23 protein-coding genes are annotated in these 22,938 nt (G+C 58.4%); 14 read left to right on the top strand and 9 right to left on the bottom strand.

Annotation, left to right across the window (positions count from 1 at the left end; genetic code table 11):
• The first annotated feature begins 433 nt into the window (after nucleotides 1–433).
• From xthA to V1587_RS11505, 6 genes are all read left to right on the top strand, one after another.
• Complete coding sequence (gene xthA, locus V1587_RS11530; protein WP_032667291.1) at nucleotides 434–1,240, top strand: exodeoxyribonuclease III; 807 nt, start codon at nucleotides 434–436, stop codon at nucleotides 1,238–1,240.
• A gap of 6 nt (nucleotides 1,241–1,246) precedes the next feature.
• On the top strand, nucleotides 1,247–1,930 hold the full coding sequence (locus tag V1587_RS11525) for a TVP38/TMEM64 family protein (RefSeq protein ID WP_371897702.1): 684 nt from the start codon (nucleotides 1,247–1,249) through the stop codon (nucleotides 1,928–1,930).
• 15 nt (nucleotides 1,931–1,945) lie between these two features.
• Nucleotides 1,946–3,106 carry an ABC transporter substrate-binding protein gene (locus tag V1587_RS11520; RefSeq protein WP_371897772.1) on the top strand — a complete coding sequence of 387 codons (1,161 nt, stop codon included), beginning with the start codon at nucleotides 1,946–1,948 and terminating at the stop codon, nucleotides 3,104–3,106.
• Nucleotides 3,079–4,608: a thiamine ABC transporter permease gene (locus V1587_RS11515; protein WP_371897703.1), complete on the top strand. Its 1,530-nt coding sequence runs from the start codon at nucleotides 3,079–3,081 to the stop codon at nucleotides 4,606–4,608. The genes V1587_RS11520 and V1587_RS11515 overlap by 28 nt, the downstream gene beginning before the upstream one ends.
• A complete protein-coding gene (locus V1587_RS11510; protein WP_371897704.1) occupies nucleotides 4,608–5,228 on the top strand; it encodes an ATP-binding cassette domain-containing protein in 621 nt (206 codons plus the stop codon). The genes V1587_RS11515 and V1587_RS11510 overlap by 1 nt, the downstream gene beginning before the upstream one ends.
• 73 nt (nucleotides 5,229–5,301) lie before the next feature.
• Nucleotides 5,302–6,609: a sulfurtransferase gene (locus tag V1587_RS11505; protein WP_371897705.1), complete on the top strand. Its 1,308-nt coding sequence runs from the start codon at nucleotides 5,302–5,304 to the stop codon at nucleotides 6,607–6,609.
• On the opposite strand, the gene V1587_RS11500 is transcribed toward V1587_RS11505, so the two are convergent.
• Both V1587_RS11500 and V1587_RS11495 read right to left on the bottom strand, forming a co-directional pair.
• A complete protein-coding gene (locus V1587_RS11500; RefSeq protein WP_371897706.1) occupies nucleotides 6,606–7,223 on the bottom strand; it encodes a CDP-alcohol phosphatidyltransferase family protein in 618 nt (205 codons plus the stop codon). The genes V1587_RS11505 and V1587_RS11500 overlap by 4 nt on opposite strands.
• Entirely contained in the window at nucleotides 7,216–7,785 is a 570-nt protein-coding gene (locus V1587_RS11495; RefSeq protein WP_371897707.1) for a carboxymuconolactone decarboxylase family protein, read from the bottom strand. The genes V1587_RS11500 and V1587_RS11495 overlap by 8 nt, the downstream gene beginning before the upstream one ends.
• A gap of 75 nt (nucleotides 7,786–7,860) precedes the next feature.
• Here V1587_RS11495 and V1587_RS11490 point away from each other — a divergent pair, with 75 nt between their 5' ends.
• Entirely contained in the window at nucleotides 7,861–8,277 is a 417-nt protein-coding gene (locus tag V1587_RS11490; RefSeq protein WP_371897708.1) for a pyrimidine (deoxy)nucleoside triphosphate diphosphatase, read from the top strand.
• On the opposite strand, the gene V1587_RS11485 is transcribed toward V1587_RS11490, so the two are convergent.
• On the bottom strand, nucleotides 8,237–8,515 hold the full coding sequence (locus V1587_RS11485; RefSeq protein ID WP_371897709.1) for a DUF1496 domain-containing protein: 279 nt from the start codon (nucleotides 8,513–8,515) through the stop codon (nucleotides 8,237–8,239). The genes V1587_RS11490 and V1587_RS11485 overlap by 41 nt on opposite strands.
• Before the next feature lie 229 nt (nucleotides 8,516–8,744).
• Here V1587_RS11485 and gdhA point away from each other — a divergent pair, with 229 nt between their 5' ends.
• Entirely contained in the window at nucleotides 8,745–10,088 is a 1,344-nt protein-coding gene (gdhA, locus tag V1587_RS11480) for an NADP-specific glutamate dehydrogenase (protein ID WP_371897710.1), read from the top strand.
• 71 nt (nucleotides 10,089–10,159) lie between these two features.
• Here gdhA and V1587_RS11475 read toward each other — a convergent pair whose 3' ends face one another.
• From V1587_RS11475 to V1587_RS11465, 3 genes are all read right to left on the bottom strand, one after another.
• Nucleotides 10,160–12,067: a DNA topoisomerase III gene (locus V1587_RS11475; RefSeq protein WP_371897711.1), complete on the bottom strand. Its 1,908-nt coding sequence runs from the start codon at nucleotides 12,065–12,067 to the stop codon at nucleotides 10,160–10,162.
• A 4-nt stretch (nucleotides 12,068–12,071) separates the two neighbouring features.
• Nucleotides 12,072–13,115, bottom strand: coding sequence for a selenide, water dikinase SelD (selD, locus tag V1587_RS11470; protein WP_371897712.1), 1,044 nt, complete (start codon nucleotides 13,113–13,115; stop codon nucleotides 12,072–12,074).
• 116 nt (nucleotides 13,116–13,231) lie between these two features.
• Nucleotides 13,232–13,783 carry an NAD(P)H nitroreductase gene (locus V1587_RS11465; RefSeq protein ID WP_045285253.1) on the bottom strand — a complete coding sequence of 184 codons (552 nt, stop codon included), beginning with the start codon at nucleotides 13,781–13,783 and terminating at the stop codon, nucleotides 13,232–13,234.
• A 167-nt stretch (nucleotides 13,784–13,950) separates the two neighbouring features.
• Here V1587_RS11465 and sppA point away from each other — a divergent pair, with 167 nt between their 5' ends.
• The 4 genes from sppA (at nucleotide 13,951) to V1587_RS11445 (ending at nucleotide 19,017) form a co-directional block, all read left to right on the top strand.
• On the top strand, nucleotides 13,951–15,807 hold the full coding sequence (gene sppA, locus V1587_RS11460; RefSeq protein ID WP_371897713.1) for a signal peptide peptidase SppA: 1,857 nt from the start codon (nucleotides 13,951–13,953) through the stop codon (nucleotides 15,805–15,807).
• A 63-nt stretch (nucleotides 15,808–15,870) separates the two neighbouring features.
• Nucleotides 15,871–16,887, top strand: a complete 1,017-nt coding sequence (gene ansA, locus V1587_RS11455) for an asparaginase (RefSeq protein ID WP_008500705.1) — start codon at nucleotides 15,871–15,873, stop codon at nucleotides 16,885–16,887.
• A gap of 9 nt (nucleotides 16,888–16,896) precedes the next feature.
• A complete protein-coding gene (gene pncA, locus V1587_RS11450) occupies nucleotides 16,897–17,538 on the top strand; it encodes a bifunctional nicotinamidase/pyrazinamidase (protein ID WP_325813338.1) in 642 nt (213 codons plus the stop codon).
• Nucleotides 17,539–17,760: 222 nt separating this feature from the next.
• Nucleotides 17,761–19,017, top strand: coding sequence for a glycoside hydrolase family 18 protein (locus tag V1587_RS11445; RefSeq protein ID WP_371897714.1), 1,257 nt, complete (start codon nucleotides 17,761–17,763; stop codon nucleotides 19,015–19,017).
• A gap of 60 nt (nucleotides 19,018–19,077) precedes the next feature.
• On the opposite strand, the gene V1587_RS11440 is transcribed toward V1587_RS11445, so the two are convergent.
• Both V1587_RS11440 and msrB read right to left on the bottom strand, forming a co-directional pair.
• Nucleotides 19,078–19,356 carry a YeaC family protein gene (locus V1587_RS11440; RefSeq protein ID WP_371897715.1) on the bottom strand — a complete coding sequence of 93 codons (279 nt, stop codon included), beginning with the start codon at nucleotides 19,354–19,356 and terminating at the stop codon, nucleotides 19,078–19,080.
• 41 nt (nucleotides 19,357–19,397) lie between these two features.
• Nucleotides 19,398–19,811 (bottom strand): peptide-methionine (R)-S-oxide reductase MsrB, encoded by a 414-nt coding sequence (gene msrB / locus V1587_RS11435; protein WP_395314336.1) that lies wholly within the window; start codon nucleotides 19,809–19,811, stop codon nucleotides 19,398–19,400.
• 340 nt (nucleotides 19,812–20,151) lie between these two features.
• Between msrB and gapA the strand changes: the two genes are divergently transcribed.
• Nucleotides 20,152–21,147, top strand: a complete 996-nt coding sequence (gene gapA / locus V1587_RS11430) for a glyceraldehyde-3-phosphate dehydrogenase (protein ID WP_014831506.1) — start codon at nucleotides 20,152–20,154, stop codon at nucleotides 21,145–21,147.
• A gap of 73 nt (nucleotides 21,148–21,220) precedes the next feature.
• Complete coding sequence (locus tag V1587_RS11425) at nucleotides 21,221–22,105, top strand: D-hexose-6-phosphate mutarotase (protein ID WP_371897716.1); 885 nt, start codon at nucleotides 21,221–21,223, stop codon at nucleotides 22,103–22,105.
• A 78-nt stretch (nucleotides 22,106–22,183) separates the two neighbouring features.
• Here the strand turns inward: V1587_RS11425 and V1587_RS11420 are convergent, their stop codons facing one another.
• Nucleotides 22,184–22,930 (bottom strand): MipA/OmpV family protein, encoded by a 747-nt coding sequence (locus tag V1587_RS11420; RefSeq protein WP_371897717.1) that lies wholly within the window; start codon nucleotides 22,928–22,930, stop codon nucleotides 22,184–22,186.
• Nucleotides 22,931–22,938: the final 8 nt, after the last annotated feature.

Below are 22,938 nucleotides of genomic sequence, written 5' to 3'. Positions count from 1 at the left end.
AGCGACCTCATCCGGTAAATAAAAGGTTATTTGAATGTTAAATAATTGAGTGTTTGCACTGTGAATGTAGATTGCAGCCTTCGTGCCAGCCAGCGATAAAAATGCATAAACGGGTTGAGGTAACAGAATATCAATGAGTTACAATATGGAGTTATTCACTGTTAGTGCATAAAAAGTGAATATTTTTACGACAAGCGGCGCTTTGCCGCATGAAAATCAGAAAGAGTATGCACAGACCAAATATAATTCTGGAATTGTGATCGCTCGCGAAATTTATCGGCCATTTATGCCCTGTTTGGGGGCGAGGCGCGTCAGAATGGTGCAAATTTTGCACCACCGGCATTATCTGTTGCAGTTATTGGTCGAAGCCGGTAACAGTTGACGCAAATTCTGCTACCATCCTTGCACTATTCACCTTGCACTGGCAGCGACTATGAAATTTGTCTCTTTTAATATCAACGGCCTGCGTGCCCGCCCCCATCAGCTTGAAGCTATCGTTGAGCAACATCAGCCAGATGTGATCGGCCTGCAGGAGACAAAGGTTCACGACGACATGTTCCCCCTCGAAGAGGTGGCGAAACTCGGCTACAACGTCTTTTATCACGGCCAGAAAGGTCACTATGGCGTCGCGCTGCTCACCAAAGCGCCGCCGGTTTCCGTGCGTCGCGGCTTCCCGGGCGACGGTGAAGAAGCGCAGCGTCGCATTATCATGGCGGAAGTCCCTTCTGCGATCGGGAATATCACGGTCATCAACGGCTATTTCCCGCAGGGTGAGAGCCGTGACCATGAAACCAAATTCCCGGCGAAAGCGAAGTTTTATCAGGACCTGCAGGACTACCTGACCACCGAGCTCAAAAAAGAGAATCCGGTGCTGATCATGGGCGACATGAATATCAGCCCGACGGATCTGGATATCGGTATTGGCGAAGAGAACCGCAAACGCTGGCTGCGCACCGGCAAATGCTCCTTCCTGCCGGAAGAACGTGAGTGGATGGAGCGCCTGCTGGGCTGGGGCCTGGTGGATACGTTCCGCAACGCCAACCCGGAAACGCAGGATCGCTTCTCCTGGTTTGACTATCGCTCTAAAGGCTTTGACGACAACCGCGGCCTGCGTATCGATCTTCTGCTCGCCAGTACACCGCTGGCCGAGCGCTGCATCGAAACCGGGATCGACTACGACATCCGCAGCATGGAAAAACCGTCTGACCACGCGCCGGTGTGGGCTAAATTCAAGCTGTAATGACGCGTGAACATTCCAAAAACACTCTTCCTGTGCGCCCTTCTGGGCGCATTTATTCTGACATTTGTCATGCTTCCCCCGGGAACCCTCTCCCTGGAAGGGATTAAAACTCACCAGCAGGCGTTACTCGCCCATGTCGACCAGGCGCCGTTGCGCAGTGCGCTGATCTTCTTTGCGATCTATGTGGCGGTCTCCGCCCTGTCGATACCCGGCGCGGCGATCCTCACCCTGCTGGGCGGGGCATTGTTTAGCCTGTGGGAAGGTACCGTGCTGGTCTCCTTTGCCTCCACGCTCGGGGCTACGCTGGCCATGCTCGCCAGCCGCTATCTTTTGCGCGACTGGCTGCAACGACGGTTTGCCCGGCAGATGGATACTGTGAATACCGGCATGGCGCGCGACGGCGCAAACTATCTTTTTGCCCTGCGCCTGATGCCGCTGTTCCCGTTTTTCCTGGTGAATTTGCTGATGGGGCTGACCCGCATTGGCGTATTTCGCTACTGGTGGGTCAGCCAGGTCGCCATGCTGCCCGCGACGGTTGTCTTTCTGAACGCCGGGCGCGAGCTGGGGAAAGTGACGTCGCTGCGCGATATTTTGTCGCCGGGCATGCTAATCGCCTTTACACTACTGGGGTTATTGCCGCTGGCGACGCGCCGGCTGTTTTCCCGTTATCTCCCGTCTGCTAAAAAGTGAGGCATTATGCGCCGTGTGCGTTTTTGCACGTTTCTGACCGGGCTGCTGCTGGCAGCCCCTCTGTATGCCGCCGACGGCTGGCAGGCCATTCAGCAACAGGCCAAAGGCCAGACCGTCTGGTTTAACGCCTGGGGCGGCGACCCTGCGGTCAACCGCTACCTTGAGTGGGTCAGCGGTGAGATGCAAACGCACTATGCCATTACCCTTAAAATTGTCCCGCTGGCGGATGCTGCCGACGCGGTAAAACGTATTCAGACCGAAGCCGCCGCGGGGCGTAAGACCAACGGCTCCGTCGACCTGCTGTGGGTTAACGGCGAGAACTTCCGCACGTTAAAAGAAGCGAATCTGCTGCAAACAGGATGGGCGCAGACGTTACCCAACTGGCGCTATGTTGATACCCGTAAACCCGTCACGGAAGATTTTGCGATTCCCACAGACGGGGCGGAATCGCCGTGGGGCGGCGCGCAGCTGACCTTTATCGCCCGCAAGGCCAGCATGCCGACGCCACCGGAGGATCCTAAGGCGCTGCTGGCTTACGCGCAGCAGCACCCGGGCAAGATCAGCTATCCTCGCCCGCCCGATTTTACCGGCACGGCATTTCTTGAGCAGCTGCTGCTGACGCTGACCGCTCACCCGGACGCGCTGCAAAAGGCTCCCGATAACACCTTTGCCCAGGTGACGGCCCCGCTCTGGGATTATCTGGACAAACTCCACCCTCTGCTGTGGCGCGAAGGGAAAGATTTTCCCCCTTCTCCTGCACGGATGGATGCCCTGCTTGCAAGCGGCAGCCTGAACCTGTCGCTGACCTTTAACCCCGCACATGCGCAGCAAAAAGTGGCGAGCGGCGAACTTCCCGCCGACAGCTACAGCTTTGGTTTCCAGAGCGGGATGCTCGGCAACGTCCATTTTGTGGCGATTCCGGCCAACGCCAGCGCGAGCGCGGGGGCGAAAGTGGTCGCTAATTTCCTGCTTTCACCGCAGGCGCAGATCCGCAAGGCCGACCCGGCCGTCTGGGGCGATCCGAGCGTGCTGGATGCCAAAATGCTGCCCGTAGGTGAAGCCAAACAGCTGCTCACCCACTCGCCGCAGGGGCTGCCGAATGTGCTTGCAGAGCCGCAGTCCTCCTGGGTGAACGCGCTGGAGCAGGAATGGCTGCGTCGTTACGGCACCCGCTGAGCGGGCTTGTCTGGCTGGCGATGGCGGTGATTTATCTGCCGATCCTGCCCGCAGGCGTCATGCTGTTCGCACCGGCGTTTTCGATGGCAAACTGGCAGCAACTGCTGAACGATCCGCAGCTGCCGCAGGCAACCATTGCCACGCTGGTCTCAACGCTCATCGCCACGCTGGGGGCGTTGCTGATTGCCCTTTTCCTCGTCAGCCTTCTGTGGCCCGGTAAGCGCTGGCGACGTCTCACGACCCGCCTGCCGTGGCTGCTGGCGAGCCCCCATGTGGCGTTCGCCACCGGCGCGTTACTGCTGTTTGCCGAGGGCGGTCTTTTTTATCAGATCTGCACCGTCTGTTCGCCGCCGCTTGACCGCTACGGCGCCGGGCTGGGGCTGACGCTCGCGGTCAAAGAGAGCGCGTTTGTCCTGTGGGCGATATACGCCGTGCTGCCGGAAAAACGGCTCGCGCAGCAGAAGATCGTCCTGCAAACCTTTAGCTATGGGCGTTTTCAGACGCTCAGCTGGCTGATCCTCCCGGCTATCGCGCCCGTTCTCGGGGCGGTGATGCTGGCGGTGCTGGCGTGGTCGCTGTCGGTCGTGGACGTGGCGATCGTTCTCGGGCCCGGCAACCCGCCTACCCTGGCCGTGCTGGCCTGGCAGTGGCTGAGCCAGGGCGACGCGCAGCAGCAGGCAAAAGGAACGCTGCTGTGCCTGCTTCTCCTTCTGCTGCTGGCCGCGCTGGCCGCACTTGGGTACGGTTTATGGAAGGCATGGCGCCGCAGGGTTCCGGACCTAAGCGGGACACGCCGCAGGTCTGAGCGCGTTCTGCCTGAACGTACGCTCAGCGGCTTTCTGCCCGCGTGCGGCATCCTGTGCGCCGCGGTGCTGCTGATGCTGGCGCAGAGGGATGACGTGGGTCCCGTGGGGACCAGCCTTTCCTTCGGCCTGCTGTCGGGCGCGATCGCTCTGGTCGTCGGCTTACTCTGGCTGGAATGGGGCCCGCAGCGCGGCGCGGTGTGGGTGTGGTCACCGCTCGCCCTTCCGGCCCTCCCGCTCGTCACCGGCCAGTATGCGATTGCGCTGCACCTTGGCGTCGACGGGCAATACGCGGCCGTGCTCTGGAGCCACCTCCTGTGGGTATTGCCGTGGACGCTGCTGGTGCTGCAACCCGCCTGGCGGCGGATCGATCCCCGGCTCATCCTCACCGCCAGAACGCTCGGCTGGCGACGGGGAAAAATATTCTTGCTGCTGAAATGCCCCCTGCTGGTGCGCCCTGCGCTGCTGGCCTTTGCCACCGGCTTTTCCGTCAGCATGGCGCAATACATGCCGACGCTCTGGCTCGGCGCCGGGCGTTTCGCCACGCTGACGACCGAAACCGTCGCGCTCAGCAGCGGGGGCAGCATCCCGATTCTCGCTAACCGGGCGCTGGGATTACTGCTGGTCACGGGCACGGTGTTTGGTGCTGCCGCCCTGCTATCCCGGCTCGTAGGCCGCTACCGACAAGGATTACGTTAATGCTGAAGGTAAAAAATCTCACCATCGAACCGCTTTTCCGCGAGGTCAGTTTTTGCGTGCCCCGCGGGGAGATCGTCACCCTGATGGGGCCGTCCGGGAGCGGCAAATCGACACTTTTTGCCTGGATGGTCGGCGCGCTGTCAGAGGATTTCCAGGCGCGGGGCGAACTGTGGCTCGACGCGCGTCGCTGCGACGGTCTGCCCGTGGAGTCCCGAGGGCTGGGTATTCTTTTTCAGGACGCGCTGCTGTTCGATCAGTTCAGCGTCGGGCAAAATTTGCTGCTGGCGCTGCCCGAGCGCATCACCGGAGGCGCGCGGCGGGAAGCGGTCGAGCAGGCGCTGGATTCCGCCGGGCTGAGCGGTCATTACGCCAGCGACCCGGCCACCCTTTCCGGCGGGGAGCGCGCCCGGGTCAGCCTGCTGCGGGCTCTGCTCGCGGAGCCGCAGGCGCTGCTGCTGGATGAACCGTTCAGCCGCCTCGATAAAGCGTTGCGGGCCTCGTTTCGGGCATGGGTGTTTGACGCCGTCCGCGCGCGCAATATTCCGGTGGTGCTGGTCACGCACGATGAGGACGATATTCCGCCCGGCGGCGAGCTGATTGAGATTTCTCACTGGCAATAATGTGCTAACGCAATGTTTTCCGATTCGGGAGAGACGACAATGCCCCCCTCTTTTACTGACGTCAGGTTATTCGATGAAACGTGTTTCTCAACTGACCGCGATGGCCCTGCTCTGCGGCCTCGCTTCCTTTTCCTCGCTGGCGGCTGATATGCCCAACGCCATCACGCTGTCTCAGCTTCAGGCGCAGCACGGCACGCCTGTCGACACCCGCGCCAGCGCCTTTTATAACGGCTGGCCGCAGACGCTCAGCGGCACCTCCGGGCATGAACCCGCCGCACTCAACCTTGCTGCCGCGTGGCTTAGCGCCATGAGCGACGAGCAGATTGCGAGCTGGGCAAAACGGCATCAGCTTACGCCTGCAACGGCCATCGCCCTGTACGGCGACGAGAACGATAACCGGGCGGTGAAAGCCCGCCTGGAGAAAGCCGGATACCGCCACGTTTCGCTGCTCAGCGACGCCCTGCAGACGCCCGACCGCCTTCAGCGCCTGCCCCATTTTGAACAGCTGGTTTACCCGCAGTGGATCCACCGGCTCCAGCAGGGTAAACCCGTGACCGCCGCGCCGACGGGCGACTGGAAAGTGATCGAAGCCGCCTGGGGCGCACCGAAGTTTTACCTGCTGAACCACATTCCCGGCGCGGGCTATATCGACACCAACGAGGTGGAAAGCGAGCCGCTGTGGAATAAAGTCTCCGACGACAAGCTGAAAGCGATGCTGGCGAAGCACGGGATCCGTCACGACACCACCGTCATCTTGTATGGCCGCGACGTCTACGCCGCCGCGCGCGTGGCGCAGATTATGCTGTATGCGGGGGTGAAGGATGTGCGTATTCTCGACGGCGGCTGGAAGGCGTGGTCAGATGCAGGCCTGCCGGTTGAGCGCGGCACGCCCGGCAAAGTGACGCCAGCCCCCGATTTTGGCGCGCCGATCCCCGGCCAGCCGCAGCTGATGGTGGATATGGAACAGGCGCGCGGCATGCTGCACCGTCAGGATGCCTCCCTGGTCAGCATTCGCTCGTGGCCGGAGTTCATCGGCGAAACCAGCGGCTACAGCTACATCAAGCCAAAAGGTGAAATTGCCGGTGCCCGCTGGGGCCACGCGGGCAGCGATGCTACCCACATGGAGGATTTCCATAACCCGGACGGCACCATGCGCAGCGCGGACGACATCGCCGCCCAGTGGAAGCGCTGGAATATTCTGCCGGAACAGCACGTCGCGTTTTACTGCGGCACCGGCTGGCGGGCGTCCGAAACCTTTATGTACGCCCGGGCGATGGGCTGGAAGAATATCGCCGTCTATGACGGCGGCTGGTATGAATGGAGCAGCCACCCGCAGAACCCGGTAACTACCGGTGAGCGCGGGCCAGAAAGCGCTCTCTAAGGGTTAAGTGACTTCAGCGTCACGTAGCCGCTCCAGACGCGCGTTGTGGTGGTCAGCCAGCACAGCGCGCCGAATATCCACGCGAAAAGCGTAAAGTGCGCAGGGAAGAGGCAGCACAGCACAAACAGCGCGATGGTCTCCGTCCCTTCCGTTAACCCGCCGATGTAATAAAACGACTTATGCGCATAGCCGGGGTTGTCGATGTCGTGCTTCGCGGCCAGCGCCGCAAACGCCAGAAAACTGCTGCCGGTCCCGATAAACGCAAACAGCAGCCAGGCGGCCGCCAGCGCATTCTCTGCGGGAGCAGCGAGCGCAAAGCCAAACGGCACCAGGGCGTAGAACAGAAAGTCGAGCGCGATATCGAGAAATCCCCCCGCATCGGTCAGCCCTCTGCGGCGCGCCAGCGCCCCGTCCAGACCGTCCAGCAGTCGGTTCAGCACGATGGCGACCAGCGCCGCCGGATACCAGCCGCGAGCCAGAAACGGCAGCGCCAGCACGCCGATGGCAAACCCGGTCAGGGTTAATCCGTCGGGCGTTGTTCCCGGTCGGTCCAGCACGGAGACCAGACGATTCAGGACGGGTTTTATTCGTGGATGGAGGTGGCGATCAAGCATGAGGCGTCTCGTTAAAGGTGGTGCACAGCCCCTGCGCCGGAATATCCAGCGCGGCGTTAAAGCGGGCAGAGAGATTCTGAAAGGCAATAAGCGCCGTCATCTCGGTGATGACATCATCCGTAAAGTGGCGCTTCAGCGCCGTTCTGATGGCCTCATCCGCCCGGGGCGGCGTGGCGGTCACCGCCTCGGCGTAGGCCAGCGCCGCGCGTTCCTGCTCGGTGAACAAAGTGGAATCCTGCCAGTCGCTCACGGCCTGCACCTTATCCAGCGCCCCGCAGCGCTCGGCCAGCCGCAGGCTGTTGGCATCAATACAGAAAGCGCAGTGGCAGAGCTGGGATACCCGCGTCATGAGCAGCGAACGAAGCACGGGCGTCAGGCGCGCGCGACGACGCTCCAGAAAACCGACGAACAGCGCCACCAGCCAGAACAGACGCGGCATGCGCCCCCACCAGCGCGTGGGATTCAGCACGGAGCCAAAGTGCTTTTTCTGCATGACGGCAATGGGTTTAAGGCTGGCGGGAAGGGATTCGATAGGTGCAACCCAGGCGGTAGTCTCTTTCACCTGATTCTCCTGATAGCTGGACTCTGAGAAAGGGCACGATAATATGTCTTTTTTTGCCATCAAATATTGACGACCATGCTGAAAACACTCGATGTCGTTGCCGCCATCATCGAAAAAGACGACAAAATTTTACTGGCACAGCGCCCTGCCCACGCCGACCAGCCGGGCATGTGGGAATTTGCAGGCGGCAAAGTCGAGGCGGGTGAAACCCAGCCCGAGGCGCTTATCCGCGAGCTGCGTGAAGAGTTAGGAATTGACGCGTTGCCTGCGCAATACGTGGCCAGCCACCAGCGCGAAGTCTCGCAGCGGATAATCAACCTGCACGCATGGCACGTTCCCGCGTTTAGCGGCGAGCTCACGGCGCACTACCACAGCGCGCTGGCGTGGTGTACGCCGGAAGAGGCGTTTGGCTACGCCCTGGCCCCCGCGGATATTCCGCTGCTGGAAGCGTTTATTGTTTTACGCGACGCCAGACCAGCGGGTTCGTGCTGATGGCGCGCTCGTCGCGCTGGCACTGCAATAGCACACCTTCCGCCTTCACCACGGCCCCTTCCGAGTAGTTCTGATTCTGATAGATGCAGCACTGATTACAGGGCTGCACCGTTTGATTCTGGCCGCTGGAGCTAAACACTTCCGGCGGCACATTCACTTCCACATCCGGGCGAATGCGGTCAGCCTGCGCGCCTGCGGCAAAGATCGCACATAACGCGGTGAGTACATAACGGTTCATAGACACATCTTCCTGTTGTTCCCTTGATAATGACTATAACGGTAAACCGGCGCGGAACCTTTAATATATCTCGTCATCGCTTTTGGTTATGACGCCCGCCCTCTCATTAATTTCCCTTTCGCCCTAAATTTCTGCTTGCCAGACAAAGCAGTACGGGTGGTATAGTCAAAAAAACAACACAAAACGCATAAGTCATATACAAACATTATTATAAGAGGTTCTTATATCTATGGATCAGACACGCTCTCTGGAAAGTTTCCTTGCCCATGTTCAGCAGCGCGACCCGCATCAAAGCGAGTTTGCGCAGGCCGTGCGTGAAGTGATGACCACCCTGTGGCCCTTCCTTGAACAAAACCCGCGCTATCGCCAGATGTCGCTGCTTGAACGCCTTGTCGAGCCAGAGCGCGTGATCCAGTTCCGCGTGACGTGGGTTGACGATCGCAATCAGGTGCAGGTCAACCGCGCGTGGCGCGTACAGTTTAACTCGGCCATCGGTCCGTTTAAGGGCGGCATGCGTTTCCATCCGTCCGTGAACCTGTCGATTCTGAAATTCCTCGGCTTCGAGCAGACCTTTAAAAATGCGCTGACCACGCTGCCGATGGGCGGCGGGAAAGGCGGCAGCGATTTCGACCCGAAAGGCAAAAGCGAAGGCGAAGTGATGCGTTTCTGCCAGGCGCTGATGACCGAACTCTATCGCCATCTTGGTCCCGACACCGACGTTCCTGCCGGTGATATCGGCGTGGGCGGACGTGAAGTGGGCTTTATGGCCGGGATGATGAAAAAGCTCTCTAACAACAGCGCCTGCGTCTTTACCGGCAAAGGGCTGTCGTTTGGCGGGAGCCTGATCCGCCCGGAAGCGACCGGGTACGGCCTGGTTTACTTCACCGAAGCCATGCTCAAGCGTCACGGCCTGGGCTTCGAAGGTATGCGCGTCGCGGTGTCCGGCTCCGGTAACGTGGCGCAGTACGCGATTGAGAAAGCGATGCAGTTTGGCGCTCGCGTGGTCACAGCCTCTGACTCCAGCGGAACGGTGGTGGATGAAGCGGGCTTCACGGCAGAGAAGCTGGCGCGCCTGTGTGAAATCAAAGCCAGCCGCGATGGCCGCGTGGCGGATTACGCCCGGGAGTTTGGCCTGACCTACCTGGAAGGGAAACAGCCGTGGGGCGTGCCGGTGGATATCGCCCTGCCGTGCGCCACCCAGAATGAGCTCGACGTGGACGCAGCGCGTACGCTGATTAGCAATGGCGTGAAGGCGGTAGCCGAAGGGGCGAATATGCCGACCACCATCGACGCGACGGATCTGTTCCTGGAAGCGGGCGTACTGTTTGCACCGGGCAAGGCCGCTAACGCGGGCGGCGTGGCAACGTCCGGCCTCGAGATGGCGCAAAACGCCGCGCGTCTCGGCTGGAAGGCGGAAAAAGTGGATGCGCGTCTGCACCATATCATGCTGGATATTCACCACGCCTGCGTGGAGTACGGCGGCGAGGCGTCGCAAACCAACTACGTGCGCGGGGCGAATATCGCCGGGTTCGTGAAGGTGGCGGATGCGATGATTGGGCAGGGTGTGATTTAAGGTTTATATCGTGCGGCCGGGTGCCCTCACCCCGGCCCTCTCCCACAGGGAGAGGGAGAAAACCGGGCGTATCAGGCCGCGCTCTTTTTCTTTTTGAATGGTTTCTTCGCGCCACCACCTGGTGCAACCATCCCTCTGAAGCGCTTCACCGGCGTGCTGCGCGCCTGGTCGATCAGCTGGTAAAGCGTCCCGACCAGCGGCTGCATAAAGTCCTGATAGCGACACTGCTTCTCGCTGATCTGCGTTAGCACCGATTCCCAGTGCGCGGTCATGTCCGGCCGCGCGGCCAGCTCCGGCAGGGAATGAATCAGCGCGCGGCCCGGCTCGGTCGAATGGATATAGCGCCCCTTTTTCTCAAGAAAACCGCGCTTAAAGAGCAGCTCGATGATCCCCGCTCGCGTCGCTTCCGTACCCAGACCGTCGGTGGCGCGCAGGATCTTCTTCAGATCTTTATCCTGCACGAACCGGGCGATCCCGGTCATCGCCGACAGCAGCGTCGCATCGGTGAAATGGCGCGGCGGCTGGGTCTGACGCTCCACCACTTCGCCCTTCTCGCACAGCAGTTCGTCATCTTTAGCGACCACCGGCAGCGGCGTGCCGTCATTCTCCTCGTCACGCTCTTTGCTCCCCAGCAGCGTGCGCCAGCCTGCTTCTGCAAGGAAACGGGCTTTAGCAATGAATTTCCCTTTCGCGATTTCCAGTTCGATTACGCATTTGCGGAACACCGCGTCCGGGCAGAACTGCATCAGGTACTGGCGGGCGATCAGGTTATAGACCTTCGCTTCGTTGTCGGTCAGGTTGACGCTGCTGGCGCGCGCCGTCGGGATAATCGCGTGGTGGGCGTCCACCTTTTTGTCGTCCCAGCAGCGGTTATGGGTGTCCGGATTCACCGCCGGCTGCGGCAGGAGATCCGGCGCGTGCACGCTAATGGCGTTCATCACCGAATGACGTCCGGCAAAATGCTCTTCCGGCAGATATCGGCTGTCCGAGCGCGGATAGGTGATAAGCTTATGGGTTTCATAGAGCTTCTGGCAGATGTCCAGCACGTTCTGCGCGCTGAGGCCAAAGCGCTTCGCGGCCTCAATCTGCAGGGCCGACAGCGAGAACGGCAGCGGCGCGGGTTCTGATTCCCGTTTATCGTTATAGCTGGTGACGATAGCGGGCTGTCCGGTAATGCGGTTAACCACATGCTCCGCCAGCGGGCGGTGCAGCAAACGCCCCTCTTCATCCTGATACGATTCGCAGGCATCGCTCGGCTGCCAGACGGCGGTAAAGCGTTCGTCTTTAGGCGTGACGATATGCGCTTTCACCTCAAAGAAATCTTTAGCGACGAAGTTCTCAATCTCTTCGTCGCGACGCACGACCAGCCCCAGCACCGGCGTCTGCACGCGCCCCACGGAGAGCACGCCCTGATAGCCCGCGTTGCGCCCGAGGATAGTGTAGGCGCGGGTCATGTTTATCCCGTACAGCCAGTCGGCACGGGCGCGGGCTAAAGCCGAGACGCACAGCGGAATAAACTCGCTGTTGGCGCGCAGGCGCGAAATGGCTCGCTCCACCGCCTGCGGGTTGAGGTCGTTAATCAAACAGCGCTGCACCTGCTGGCGCTTTTCCGGCGCCAGCTCAAGATAGTCCAGCACCTCATCCACCAGCAGCTGTCCTTCCCTGTCCGGGTCACCCGCGTGCACGATTTCTTCGGCTTCATGCAGGAAGCGCTTGATCACGTTGAGCTGTTTGGTGACTGAAGGCCGGGGCTGCAGGCGCCATTTTTCAGGCACGATGGGCAGATCGTTTAAATTCCAGCGGGCGTAGCGGCTGTCATAGACATCCGGCTGCGCCTGCTCAAGCAGGTGACCGATACACCAGGTGACCACCTGCCCGTTACCGCATTCGATAAAGCCGTCCCCTTTGCGATGCGGCTTGGGCAGCACATCGGCAATGGCACGGGCCAGGCTCGGCTTTTCGGCAATAAACAACCGCATCGAATTAACGGATCTCAATCATCGGTCGGCCACCGCGCGCGGTCACCAGCTCGCCGATCGCCGTCAGGGTAATGCCAAACTCGGCGGCCGCGGCCTGGACCTCGGCTTCGGATTCCGGCGTCACCGCCAGCAGCAGGCCGCCGGAGGTTTGCGGATCGCACAGCAGATTGCGCCATTCTTCTGGCATTTCGCCCATCAGGTGACCATAGCTGGCGAAGTTGCGCTGGGTACCGCCCGGGACCGCGCCCTGAGCAATGTACTCTTCCACGCCCGGCAGCTTCGGCACGTCCTGATACCAGACCTGCGCCTGCACGCCTGCGCCCTGGCACACTTCGGAGAGGTGCCCCAGCAGACCAAAACCGGTGACGTCGGTCATCGCCTTCACGCCGTCGATATTGGCGAACGCCGCACCGGCGAGGTTCATCTGGCACATGACTTCCGTTGCCAGCCCTTTGTGCTCCGGTTTCAGCAGGGATTTTTTCTCGGCGGTGGTCAGCACGCCAATGCCCAGCGGCTTGGTGAGGAACAGCTTGCAGCCCGCCTGCGCGGTGCTGTTGCGCTTCACGCGTTCGGTCGGCACCACGCCCGTGACGGCCAGGCCGAAGATAGGCTCCGGCGCATCGATAGAGTGACCACCGGCCAGCGCAATTCCCGCCTGCTGGCAGGCGAAACGGCCGCCATCAATCACTTCACGGGCCACTTCCGGCGGGATGGTGTTGATCGGCCAGCCCAGAATGGCGATCGCCATAATCGGCTTACCGCCCATGGCAAAGATATCGCTGATGGCGTTGGTGGCCGCAATGCGCCCGAAATCGAACGGATTGTCGACAATCGGCATAAAGAAGTCGGTGGTACTGATAATGCTGGTGCCGTTACCTAAGTCATAAACTGCAGCATCGTCGCGCGTTTCATTGCCGACAAGCAGGTTCGGGTCGACAAACTTCGCCTGTTCACTGTGCAGGATGGTCTCCAGCACTTTCGGGGAAATTTTACAACCGCAACCAGCTCCGTGGCTGTACTGCGTTAAACGAATGGTTTGCTCGCTCATGGACGTCTCCTGTCATCTCAATCGCGCTATGGTAGCGCTCATTCCATAAAGAGGTAAGTATGACTGTCTGAATTCTGCGGCAGATGCTCAGAATCCAGACAGTTTAGCGTGGGTTATCAGAAACGGCTGACGAAAGGCGTGGTGTCCGGCACGCTGATGGTGCTGGAGGCTTTAAGCTGCGGGGTACCGAGATAGAGGAAGCCGACAATTTTGTCATGCTCACCGCAGCCAAAACCGTCACGCACCGCCGGGCTTTCGGTCAGCGGACCGGTGCGCCAGATACCGTTGAAGCCCTGCGCGACGGCGGCCATTTGCATCGCCATCACCGCACAGCCCGCGGACATTTCCTGCTCCCAGACCGGGACCTTATGGTCGGCCTGACATTTCGCCACGACGGCAATAATCATCGGTGCGCGGAACGGAGCATTGCGCGCCTTGTCGATCCCTTTCTCATCCTGCCCTGCGGCCACCGCCCCCTGCTCCAGCAGCTGGCTGAAACGATCGCGGCCTTCGCCTTCAATCACAAAGAAGTGCCACGGTTGCAGCGTACCGTGATCGGGGGCACGCATGCCGGCACGCAGAATGTTCTCCAGCTGCTCGCCTGCCGGGGCAGGTTCGGCCAGACGGGAAGCGCTACGGCGGTTAACAAGCAGTTCGAGTGCGTCCATTGGTTAACTCCTTTCTTGAAATTTACTCACAAAATTAACACGACGGCAGATTTTGTTACAGCCTGGCAGGCGATTCCTGCTGACAAGTGGCGGTTGGGTCATTACGATAACCCAACATTACCGTCCAGTGGCGACGGAAACAGTCATTTTCTGGTTAGGGAGAATACATGCGAACCCTTTGGCGAATTATTGCCGGTTTCTTTAAATGGACGTGGCGACTGCTCAACTTCGTCCGCAACCTGGTGATGAACATCTTCTTCATCCTGCTGGTTCTGGTTTGCGCGGGTATCTGGATGCACATCAGCAACGCGAATCAGGCGCAGCATTCGACTCGCGGGGCCCTGTTACTTGATATCACCGGCGTTATCGTTGATAAGCCGTCCACCAGCAGTCGCCTGAGCGTGATTGGTCGCCAGCTGTTTGGCGCAACCTCAGATCGGCTGCAGGAAAATTCCCTGTTTGATATCGTCGATGCCATCCGTCAGGCCAAAGATGACCGCAACATCACCGGCATCGTGCTGGATCTGAAAGATTTTGCCGGAGGCGATCAGCCTTCAATGCAGTACATCGGTAAAGCGCTGCGCGAATTCCGCGACAGCGGCAAGCCGGTAATTGCCGTGGGCGACAGCTACAGCCAGGGACAATATTATCTGGCGAGCTTCGCCAATAAAATCTGGCTCTCCCCACAGGGTACGGTCGATCTGCACGGCTTTGCCACCAACGGCCTGTACTACAAATCGCTGCTCGATAAGCTGAAGGTCACCACCCACGTCTTCCGCGTCGGTACGTACAAATCTGCCGTGGAGCCGTTTATCCGCGACGATATGTCCCCTGCCGCCCGCGAAGCGGACAGCCGCTGGATTGGCGAGCTGTGGCAGAACTATCTGGGCACCGTTGCCGCGAACCGCCAGATTACACCGGAGCAGGTGTTCCCTGGCGCGCAGGGCGTGCTGGAAGGCCTGCGTAAGGTTGACGGCGATACCGCGAAATATGCGCTCGATAACAAACTGGTTGATGCCCTGGGCACCAGCGCCGAGATTGAAAAATCCCTGAGCAAACAGTTTGGCTGGAGCAAAGAGGACAAAAATTACAGCGCCATCAGCATGTATGATTACTCGACGAAGAAACCGGATGAGAGCGGTGACAGCGTCGCGGTGGTCTTTGCTAACGGTGCGATCATGGACGGTCAGGAGACGCCGGGGAACGTGGGCGGCGATACGACCGCGTCACAAATCCGCGATGCGCGCCTGGATCCAAAAGTGAAGGCGATTGTTCTGCGGGTCAACAGCCCTGGCGGTAGCGTCAGCGCCTCCGAGGTGATCCGCGCTGAACTGGCCGCGGCCCGCGCCGCCGGCAAGCCGGTCGTCGTCTCAATGGGCGGAATGGCCGCCTCCGGAGGTTATTGGATCTCAACGCCAGCCAACTACATCGTGGCTAACCCAAGCACGCTGACCGGCTCGATCGGTATCTTCGGGGTGATCAACACCGTTGAGAACAGCCTGGATTATCTGGGCGTGCATACCGACGGCGTAGCGACTTCTCCGCTGGCGGATGTTTCGGTGACAAAATCCCTGCCGCCGGAAGTCTCTGAGATGATGCAGCTCAGCATTGAAAACGGCTACAAACGCTTTATCACCCTGGTCGCCGATTCGCGTAAAAAGACGCCTGAGCAGATCGACCAGATTGCACAGGGCCACGTCTGGACCGGTCAGGATGCGAAGAGCAACGGACTGGTGGACAGCCTGGGTGACTTCGATGACGCGGTGAAGAAAGCCGCCGAACTGGCGAAGCTGAAGCAGTGGCATATCGAGTATTACCAGGACGAGCCTTCGTTCTTCGATATGGTCATGGACAGCATGTCCGGCTCGGTACGCGCGATGCTGCCGGAGGCGATGCAGGCTTACCTGCCTGCGCCGGTCGCCACGGCAGCGAAAGCGATGAAGGCGGAAAGCGATAAGCTTGCAGCCTTTAACGATCCACAGAGTCGTTACGCGTTTTGCCTGACCTGCGCGAACGTCCGTTAAAAACCGTCCCCTCTTCCCGCGAAGAGGGGATTTTTTTCTTTTGAAGAACAAGAACTCACTACCATGCAGAAGAAATCGATTTATGTAGCCTACACTGGCGGTACCATCGGTATGCAGCGCTCCGAAAACGGCTATATCCCCGTCTCCGGCCACCTTCAGCGTCAGCTTGCGCTGATGCCCGAATTCCACCGTCCGGAAATGCCTGACTTTACCATCCACGAATACGAGCCGCTGATGGACTCCTCCGACATGACGCCGGAAGACTGGCAGCACATCGCGGATGACATTAAAGCCCATTACGACCAGTACGACGGCTTCGTGATCCTGCACGGCACCGACACCATGGCGTTTACCGCCTCGGCGCTCTCCTTCATGCTGGAGAACCTGAGCAAGCCGGTTATCGTCACCGGGTCGCAAATTCCGCTGGCGGAGCTGCGCTCAGACGGGCAGATCAACCTGCTGAACTCCCTGTACGTAGCGGCGAATTACCCGATTAACGAAGTGTCGCTGTTCTTTAATAACCGTCTGTATCGCGGCAACCGCACCACCAAAGCCCACGCCGACGGCTTTGACGCCTTTGCCTCACCTAACCTGCAGCCGCTGCTGGAGGCCGGGATTCATATCCGTCGTCTGGGAACCCCTCCTGCGCCTAACACCGCGGGCGAGCTGATTGTGCATCCGATTACTCCGCAACCGATTGGCGTGGTCACCATCTATCCGGGTATCTCTGCAGACGTGGTGCGTAATTTCCTGCGCCAGCCGGTGAAGGCGCTGATCCTGCGCTCCTACGGCGTGGGCAATGCGCCGCAGAACGGCGAATTCCTGAAAGAGCTTCAGGAAGCCAGCGAGCGCGGAATCGTGGTGGTGAACCTGACCCAGTGTATGTCCGGTAAAGTGAATATGGGCGGCTATGCCACCGGTAACGCGCTGGCGCATGCGGGGGTGATCAGCGGTTTCGATATGACCGTTGAGGCAACGCTGACTAAACTTCACTATTTACTGAGTCAGGATCTGGACATTCAGTCCATTCGCAGCGCGATGATGCAAAACCTGCGCGGCGAACTGACGCCTGACGAATAAGGAGGTCTCATGAAGCAACGCGCCCTGCTCCTGGTCGATTTGCAAAATGATTTCTGCGCGGGCGGTGCGCTGGCCGTCGCCGAAGGTGACAGCACCGTTGACGTGGCCAACACGCTGATTGACTGGTGCAAAGCCCGCGGTGAAGCGGTTGTCGCAAGCCAGGACTGGCACCCGGCGAATCACGGCAGCTTTGCCAGCCAGCACAACGTCGAGCCGTTCACCCAGGGGGAACTCGACGGGCTGGCGCAAACCTTCTGGCCGGATCACTGCGTACAGCAGACGGAAGGCGCGGCGCTGCATCCGCTCCTGAATCAAAAGGCCATCGACGCGGTGTTCCACAAAGGCGAAAATCCGGCTATCGACAGCTATAGCGCGTTTTTTGATAACGGGCATCGTCAGAAAACCGCTCTCGATGCGTGGTTGCGTCACCACGAAATCACCGAGCTGATTGTGCTGGGGCTGGCAACGGACTACTGCGTGAAGTTCACCGTGCTGGATGCGCTTCAGTTAGGCTATACCGTCAGCGTTATCACCGACGGCTGTCGCGGGGTAAACATTCAACCGCAGGACAGCGCTCAGGCGTTTATGGATATGGCAGCGGAAGGTGCGACGCTGTATACGCTCGAAGACTGGCTGGAAACGCAGGCGTAAGCCTTTTAAGCCAGGTGGCGGCTGCGCCTTACCCGGCCTACTTCTTTGGTTTTGTAGGCCGGGTAAGCGTCAGCGCCACCCGGCAAAACTCCCCCTCCGATCCCCATAAAGTGAACTCCCTCGCAACCTCAGCGAAGCGGCAATGCTATTCTCTTTAGGCTGTTTTTTCGCCACGCCTTTTCCGTGGCGTGGTTAATTTTATTAAGTCAAAGAGGAACTTGTATGAAACGTTTGCCCTTGCTGGCAGCATTACCCTTGCTTTGCGCGTCAGTTGCCTCCGCCAGTTCCCTGATGTCCGTGGGCTACTTTAACGGGGGTGGCGATGTCACCGCCGGACCGGGTGGCGATATCAATAAACTGGACGTTCGCCAGATCACCCACCTGAACTACTCATTTGGTCTGGTCTATAACGACGAAAAAGACGAAACCAACGCCGCGCTGAAAGATCCGGCGAAGCTGCATCAAATCTGGCTATCGCCAAAAGTGGCGTCCGATCTGGCCTTAATCCCCACTCTGCGTAAGCAAAACCCGAACCTCAAAGTGCTGCTTTCCGTAGGCGGCTGGGGCGCGCGTGGCTTCTCTGGCGCAGCGGCAACCAAAGAGACGCGCGCGGTGTTTATCCGCTCCGCGCAGGAGATTGTCGACAAATACGGCCTGGACGGGATCGACCTCGACTGGGAGTATCCGGTCAACGGCGCATGGGGGCTGGTGGCAAGCCAGCCCGCCGACAGGGATAACTTTACCGCCCTGCTTAAGGAGATGCGCGACGCGTTCGGGCATAAAAAGCTGGTCACCATTGCGGTAGGTGCGAATGCGGAAAGTCCGAAAAGCTGGGTGGATGTGAAAGCCATTGCGCCCCTGCTCGACTATATCAACCTGATGACCTACGACATGGCATACGGTACGCAGTATTTTAACGCCAACCTGTATGACTCCAGCGCCTGGCCGACGGTGGCCGCCGCGGACAAATACAGCGTCGATTTTGTGGTGAACAACTATCTGGCCGCCGGGCTGAAGCCGCAGCAGATGAACCTCGGGATTGGTTTCTATGGCCGCGTACCGAAACGCGCCGTGGAGCCGGGGATCGACTGGACAAAACCGGATGCGCAAAAAAATCCGGTAACCCAGCCCTACTTCGGGCCGCAGGAAATCGGATTGTTCAAGTCACTCGGCTATGACCTGACCAAAGATACCTACGTGAAGTACAACGATATCGTGAAAAAGCTGTTGAACGATCCGCAGAAGCGCTTTACCGAGCATTGGGACGATCAGGCGAAAGTACCGTGGCTCTCGGTGAAGGGTGCCGATGGCAACGCGCTGTTCGCGATTTCGTATGAGAACCCGCGATCCGTTGCGATCAAAGCGGACTACATCAAAAAGAAGGGTCTCGCCGGAGCGATGTTCTGGGAGTACGGGGCTGATGACAACAATCAGTTAGCGAAGCAGCTGGCGGAGTCGCTCGGGATCCCGCATAAATAGTATGACAATCAAGCCCTCTCCCCATGGGAGAGGGTTGGGTGAGCGCATCAACCCGCACCGTTATTGCATTTTAATCGTCGCAATCGGCTTCGGCGTGATACCGAAGTCCTCTTTCAGCTCACGCTTGCTCTTCATCACCATCTGACCCTGGGTGTCGATAGTCATGTGCTGCGCATCGGTGTTATTGCGCGCCTGCCACAGCATCACCAACTGCAGGCTGTTTTCTTTTTGCTCCGGGGTCAGCGCGACGCCATCGGGCCATTTTCCCAGCTCTACGGCGGTCACCAGACGCTGATAAATTTCCGGCGTCATACCGCTAATCATGTCTTCAATATTCACAATCCCGCCCTTTCAAAGGAATAATTTGCTGAATCGTTTTTTCAACCCTTGATCTGGTCGCCATTCTCATCATCGGTGAAGCTCATTGAGGCTGAATTCACGCAGAAACGCTCGCCCGTTGGCTGAGGGCCATCCGGGAAGACGTGCCCAAGGTGCGCATCGCAGTTGCCGCAGCGAATTTCGGTGCGCACCATGCCGTGCGACGAGTCGGTCAGATAGCGGATGGCCTCATCGCTCACCGGCTCGTAAAAGCTCGGCCAGCCGCAGCCAGAATCAAATTTCGTTTGTGAATTGAACAGGGGCGCATCGCAGACCAGGCAGTTGTAGACACCGTCCCGCTTGTTGTGCAGCAGGCGCCCGGTGAACGGCGGTTCCGTTCCGTGATTCTGCGTCACGTAAAACTGCATTTCTGTGAGGTTTTTTTTCAAATCGTCAGGGTTACGTTGGTTCGACATATGCTTACATCTCGCTGTAGAAACAGACATCTTTTACCCCGCATTCTAACAAAACATTAACACCCTTGCGTGCACTTTTGATCTAAACTTATGTGTCGCGAAAAGGCGGTCAGGCAATTGTGATCATATTCACATTTTTATCCTGCGAGGACTTTAAAATCCCGGCGCAGCCCCCATATGGGTGCAAGCTCAAAGGGAAAGTGAGGCGAGTCAGTCGCACAAACGTTAGTCACAGGATTGATTTGTCGCAATGATTGACACGATTCCGCTTGACGCTGCGTAAGGTTTTTGTAATTTTACAGGCAACCTTTTATTCACTAACAAATAGCTGGTGGAATATATGACTATCAAAGTAGGTATCAACGGTTTTGGCCGTATCGGCCGTATTGTTTTCCGTGCTGCTCAGAAACGTTCTGACATCGAAATCGTTGGTATCAACGATCTCCTGGACGCTGAATACATGGCGTACATGCTGAAGTACGACTCAACTCACGGTCGTTTCGACGGCACCGTTGAAGTGAAAGACGGCCACCTGGTTGTTAATGGCAAAACCATCCGCGTTACTGCTGAAAAAGACCCAGCTAACCTGAAATGGAACGAAATCGGTGTTGACGTTGTTGCTGAAGCAACCGGTATCTTCCTGACCGACGAAACTGCGCGTAAACACATCACCGCTGGTGCGAAGAAAGTTGTTCTGACTGGTCCTTCCAAAGACAACACCCCAATGTTCGTTCGTGGTGCAAACTTCGAAACTTACGCTGGCCAGGATATCGTGTCTAACGCATCCTGCACCACCAACTGCCTGGCACCGCTGGCAAAAGTTATCAACGACAACTTCGGCATCATCGAAGGTCTGATGACTACCGTTCACGCAACCACCGCTACTCAGAAAACCGTTGATGGCCCGTCTCACAAAGACTGGCGCGGCGGCCGTGGCGCGGCTCAGAACATCATCCCATCCTCTACCGGTGCTGCTAAAGCTGTAGGTAAAGTACTGCCAGAACTGAATGGCAAACTGACTGGTATGGCGTTCCGCGTTCCAACTCCTAACGTATCCGTTGTTGACCTGACCGTTCGTCTGGAAAAAGCTGCTTCTTATGAAGAAATTAAGAAAGCAATCAAAGCTGCTTCCGAAGGCGCAATGAAAGGCGTTCTGGGCTACACCGAAGACGATGTTGTTTCTACCGATTTCAACGGCGAAGTGTGCACTTCCGTGTTCGATGCTAAAGCAGGTATCGCACTGAACGACAACTTCGTTAAACTGGTTTCCTGGTACGACAACGAAACTGGCTACTCTAACAAAGTACTGGACCTGATCGCTCACATCTCCAAATAAGTTGAGATGAGTGCTTGATCCAAAAAGGCGACCTCGGTCGCCTTTTTTTATTTATAAGACAGAGGATTGCTTAATGATTAATAAAATTTTTGCACTTCCGGTAGTCGAACAACTTACCCCTGTGCTCTCCCGCCGCCAGATTGACGGTGCTGACGTTATCGTCGTTGACCACCCGCGCGTTAAGGCCTCCGTGGCGCTGAACGGCGCCCACCTGCTCTCCTGGAAACCGGAAGGCGAAGCTGAAGGCTTATGGCTGAGCGATGCGACCTCTTTCAAAAAAGGGGCAGCGATCCGCGGCGGCGTACCGATCTGCTGGCCGTGGTTCGGCCCTTCCGCACAGCAGGGTTTGCCTTCTCACGGGTTTGCCCGTAACCAGCAGTGGACGCTGAAAGCGCACAACGAAGATGACAACGGCGCCGTGCTGACCTTTGAGCTGCAGGCTAATGATGAAACCCGTGCCCTCTGGCCACAGGATTTCACCCTGTACGCCCGCTTTAAGCTGGGTAAAACCTGTGAAATCGAACTGGAAGCCCACGGCGAGTTTGAAACCACCGCAGCCCTGCACACCTACTTCAACGTGGGTGATATTAGCGCAGTGAAGGTGAGCGGCCTTGGCGATACCTTTATCGACAAAGTCGATAACGCCAAAGAAGGGAAGCTGAGCGACGGCGTACAAACGTTCCCTGACCGTACCGACCGCGTCTATCTGCACCCGGAAGCGTGCAGCGTGATCCACGACGGTGCCCTGAACCGCGGCATTGAAGTGGTCCACCATCATCACAGCGACGTGGTAGGCTGGAACCCGGGTCCTGCGCTGTCCGTCAGCATGGCCGACATGACGGATGAGGGTTATAAAACGTTTGTCTGCGTGGAAACAGCCTGTGTGACCACTCCGCAGAAAGCGAGTGAAGAAAAGCCATCACGTTTAGGGCAGACGATTCGCATTGTTAAGCGCTAATTTCTCTGCACCACACTAAAGCAAACGGGGCGCAAGCGCCCCGTTTTGATGCATAGATTGCACTAAATTAATGCACAATCAGAACTTGTAGCTCACGCCGACAGAGAAAATACCTGCCCAGGACTTATCGACCATCGGGCTATCCTTCACTTCGTCACTCAGACGCTCGTAGCGGCCGGTGCCGTACACGCTCCAGTCGCCAAGGAAGTTGTAGCTCGCGGTCAGCTCCAGGTAAGGATCCCAGCCGTCATCTGCACTGTAGCTTTTCAGACCACTGCGGCGGGACTCGTTTTTAGAGACACCGTAGTAGTAGTCATTGTAGTTCTCGCTGTTGTACTGCACACCGATACCCGGCGTCAGGGTGAGCCCACCGTTGGTGTAGCGGTACAACCATGCCAGATCCCAGATAAAGCCGTTGCTGTTATCCAGCGTGTCACCCGCCAGGGCCGTACGCAGGAAGCCATACTCGGTGTTATGCACGTATGAGAGCCCGGCCATCATCGAGCTTTTGCGCTTGTCGAGCTGGCGAAGCGCGTGGCTGTCGCTGTCACCCGGCTTGAAGTGCGTTGGGTCGTAGTAGGCCATGATGGAGAGCTTATCGGCCTTATCGTTCCAGAGATAGTAGCCGCCGCCGAGCCCGCGGAACCAGAAGTTATCGCCTTCATAAGTGATAACGGGAACAGGATAAACATCTCGGTCATACTGTTTGTACGGGCTGTTAATGACGCCAACACCCGCGCCTACCGTCCACTGACTTTCCGCCTGTGCGGTGCTTACTGCGGTCGCGGCAAGGATGCCTAATGCCAGAAGTTTGAGTTTGGTCACAATCCATT

The sequence above is a fragment of the Enterobacter sp. ECC-249 genome, from assembly GCF_043965265.1.
Classification (GTDB): domain Bacteria; phylum Pseudomonadota; class Gammaproteobacteria; order Enterobacterales; family Enterobacteriaceae; genus Enterobacter; species Enterobacter quasiroggenkampii.
This window is presented reverse-complemented; position numbering and strand designations above follow the sequence as displayed.

Coding starts and splice junctions, on each gene's coding strand:
- msrB (WP_395314336.1), bottom strand. CDS start 19,811: ATGTCGAACCAACGTAACCCTGACGATTTGAAAAAAAACCTCACAGAA.
- V1587_RS11510 (WP_371897704.1), top strand. CDS start 4,608: ATGCTGAAGGTAAAAAATCTCACCATCGAACCGCTTTTCCGCGAGGTC.
- sppA (WP_371897713.1), top strand. CDS start 13,951: ATGCGAACCCTTTGGCGAATTATTGCCGGTTTCTTTAAATGGACGTGG.
- selD (WP_371897712.1), bottom strand. CDS start 13,115: ATGAGCGAGCAAACCATTCGTTTAACGCAGTACAGCCACGGAGCTGGT.
- V1587_RS11490 (WP_371897708.1), top strand. CDS start 7,861: ATGCTGAAAACACTCGATGTCGTTGCCGCCATCATCGAAAAAGACGAC.
- V1587_RS11485 (WP_371897709.1), bottom strand. CDS start 8,515: ATGAACCGTTATGTACTCACCGCGTTATGTGCGATCTTTGCCGCAGGC.
- pncA (WP_325813338.1), top strand. CDS start 16,897: ATGAAGCAACGCGCCCTGCTCCTGGTCGATTTGCAAAATGATTTCTGC.
- xthA (WP_032667291.1), top strand. CDS start 434: ATGAAATTTGTCTCTTTTAATATCAACGGCCTGCGTGCCCGCCCCCAT.
- gapA (WP_014831506.1), top strand. CDS start 20,152: ATGACTATCAAAGTAGGTATCAACGGTTTTGGCCGTATCGGCCGTATT.
- V1587_RS11515 (WP_371897703.1), top strand. CDS start 3,079: ATGGCTGCGTCGTTACGGCACCCGCTGAGCGGGCTTGTCTGGCTGGCG.
- V1587_RS11475 (WP_371897711.1), bottom strand. CDS start 12,067: ATGCGGTTGTTTATTGCCGAAAAGCCGAGCCTGGCCCGTGCCATTGCC.
- ansA (WP_008500705.1), top strand. CDS start 15,871: ATGCAGAAGAAATCGATTTATGTAGCCTACACTGGCGGTACCATCGGT.
- V1587_RS11425 (WP_371897716.1), top strand. CDS start 21,221: ATGATTAATAAAATTTTTGCACTTCCGGTAGTCGAACAACTTACCCCT.
- V1587_RS11465 (WP_045285253.1), bottom strand. CDS start 13,783: ATGGACGCACTCGAACTGCTTGTTAACCGCCGTAGCGCTTCCCGTCTG.
- V1587_RS11505 (WP_371897705.1), top strand. CDS start 5,302: ATGAAACGTGTTTCTCAACTGACCGCGATGGCCCTGCTCTGCGGCCTC.
- gdhA (WP_371897710.1), top strand. CDS start 8,745: ATGGATCAGACACGCTCTCTGGAAAGTTTCCTTGCCCATGTTCAGCAG.
- V1587_RS11445 (WP_371897714.1), top strand. CDS start 17,761: ATGAAACGTTTGCCCTTGCTGGCAGCATTACCCTTGCTTTGCGCGTCA.
- V1587_RS11500 (WP_371897706.1), bottom strand. CDS start 7,223: ATGCTTGATCGCCACCTCCATCCACGAATAAAACCCGTCCTGAATCGT.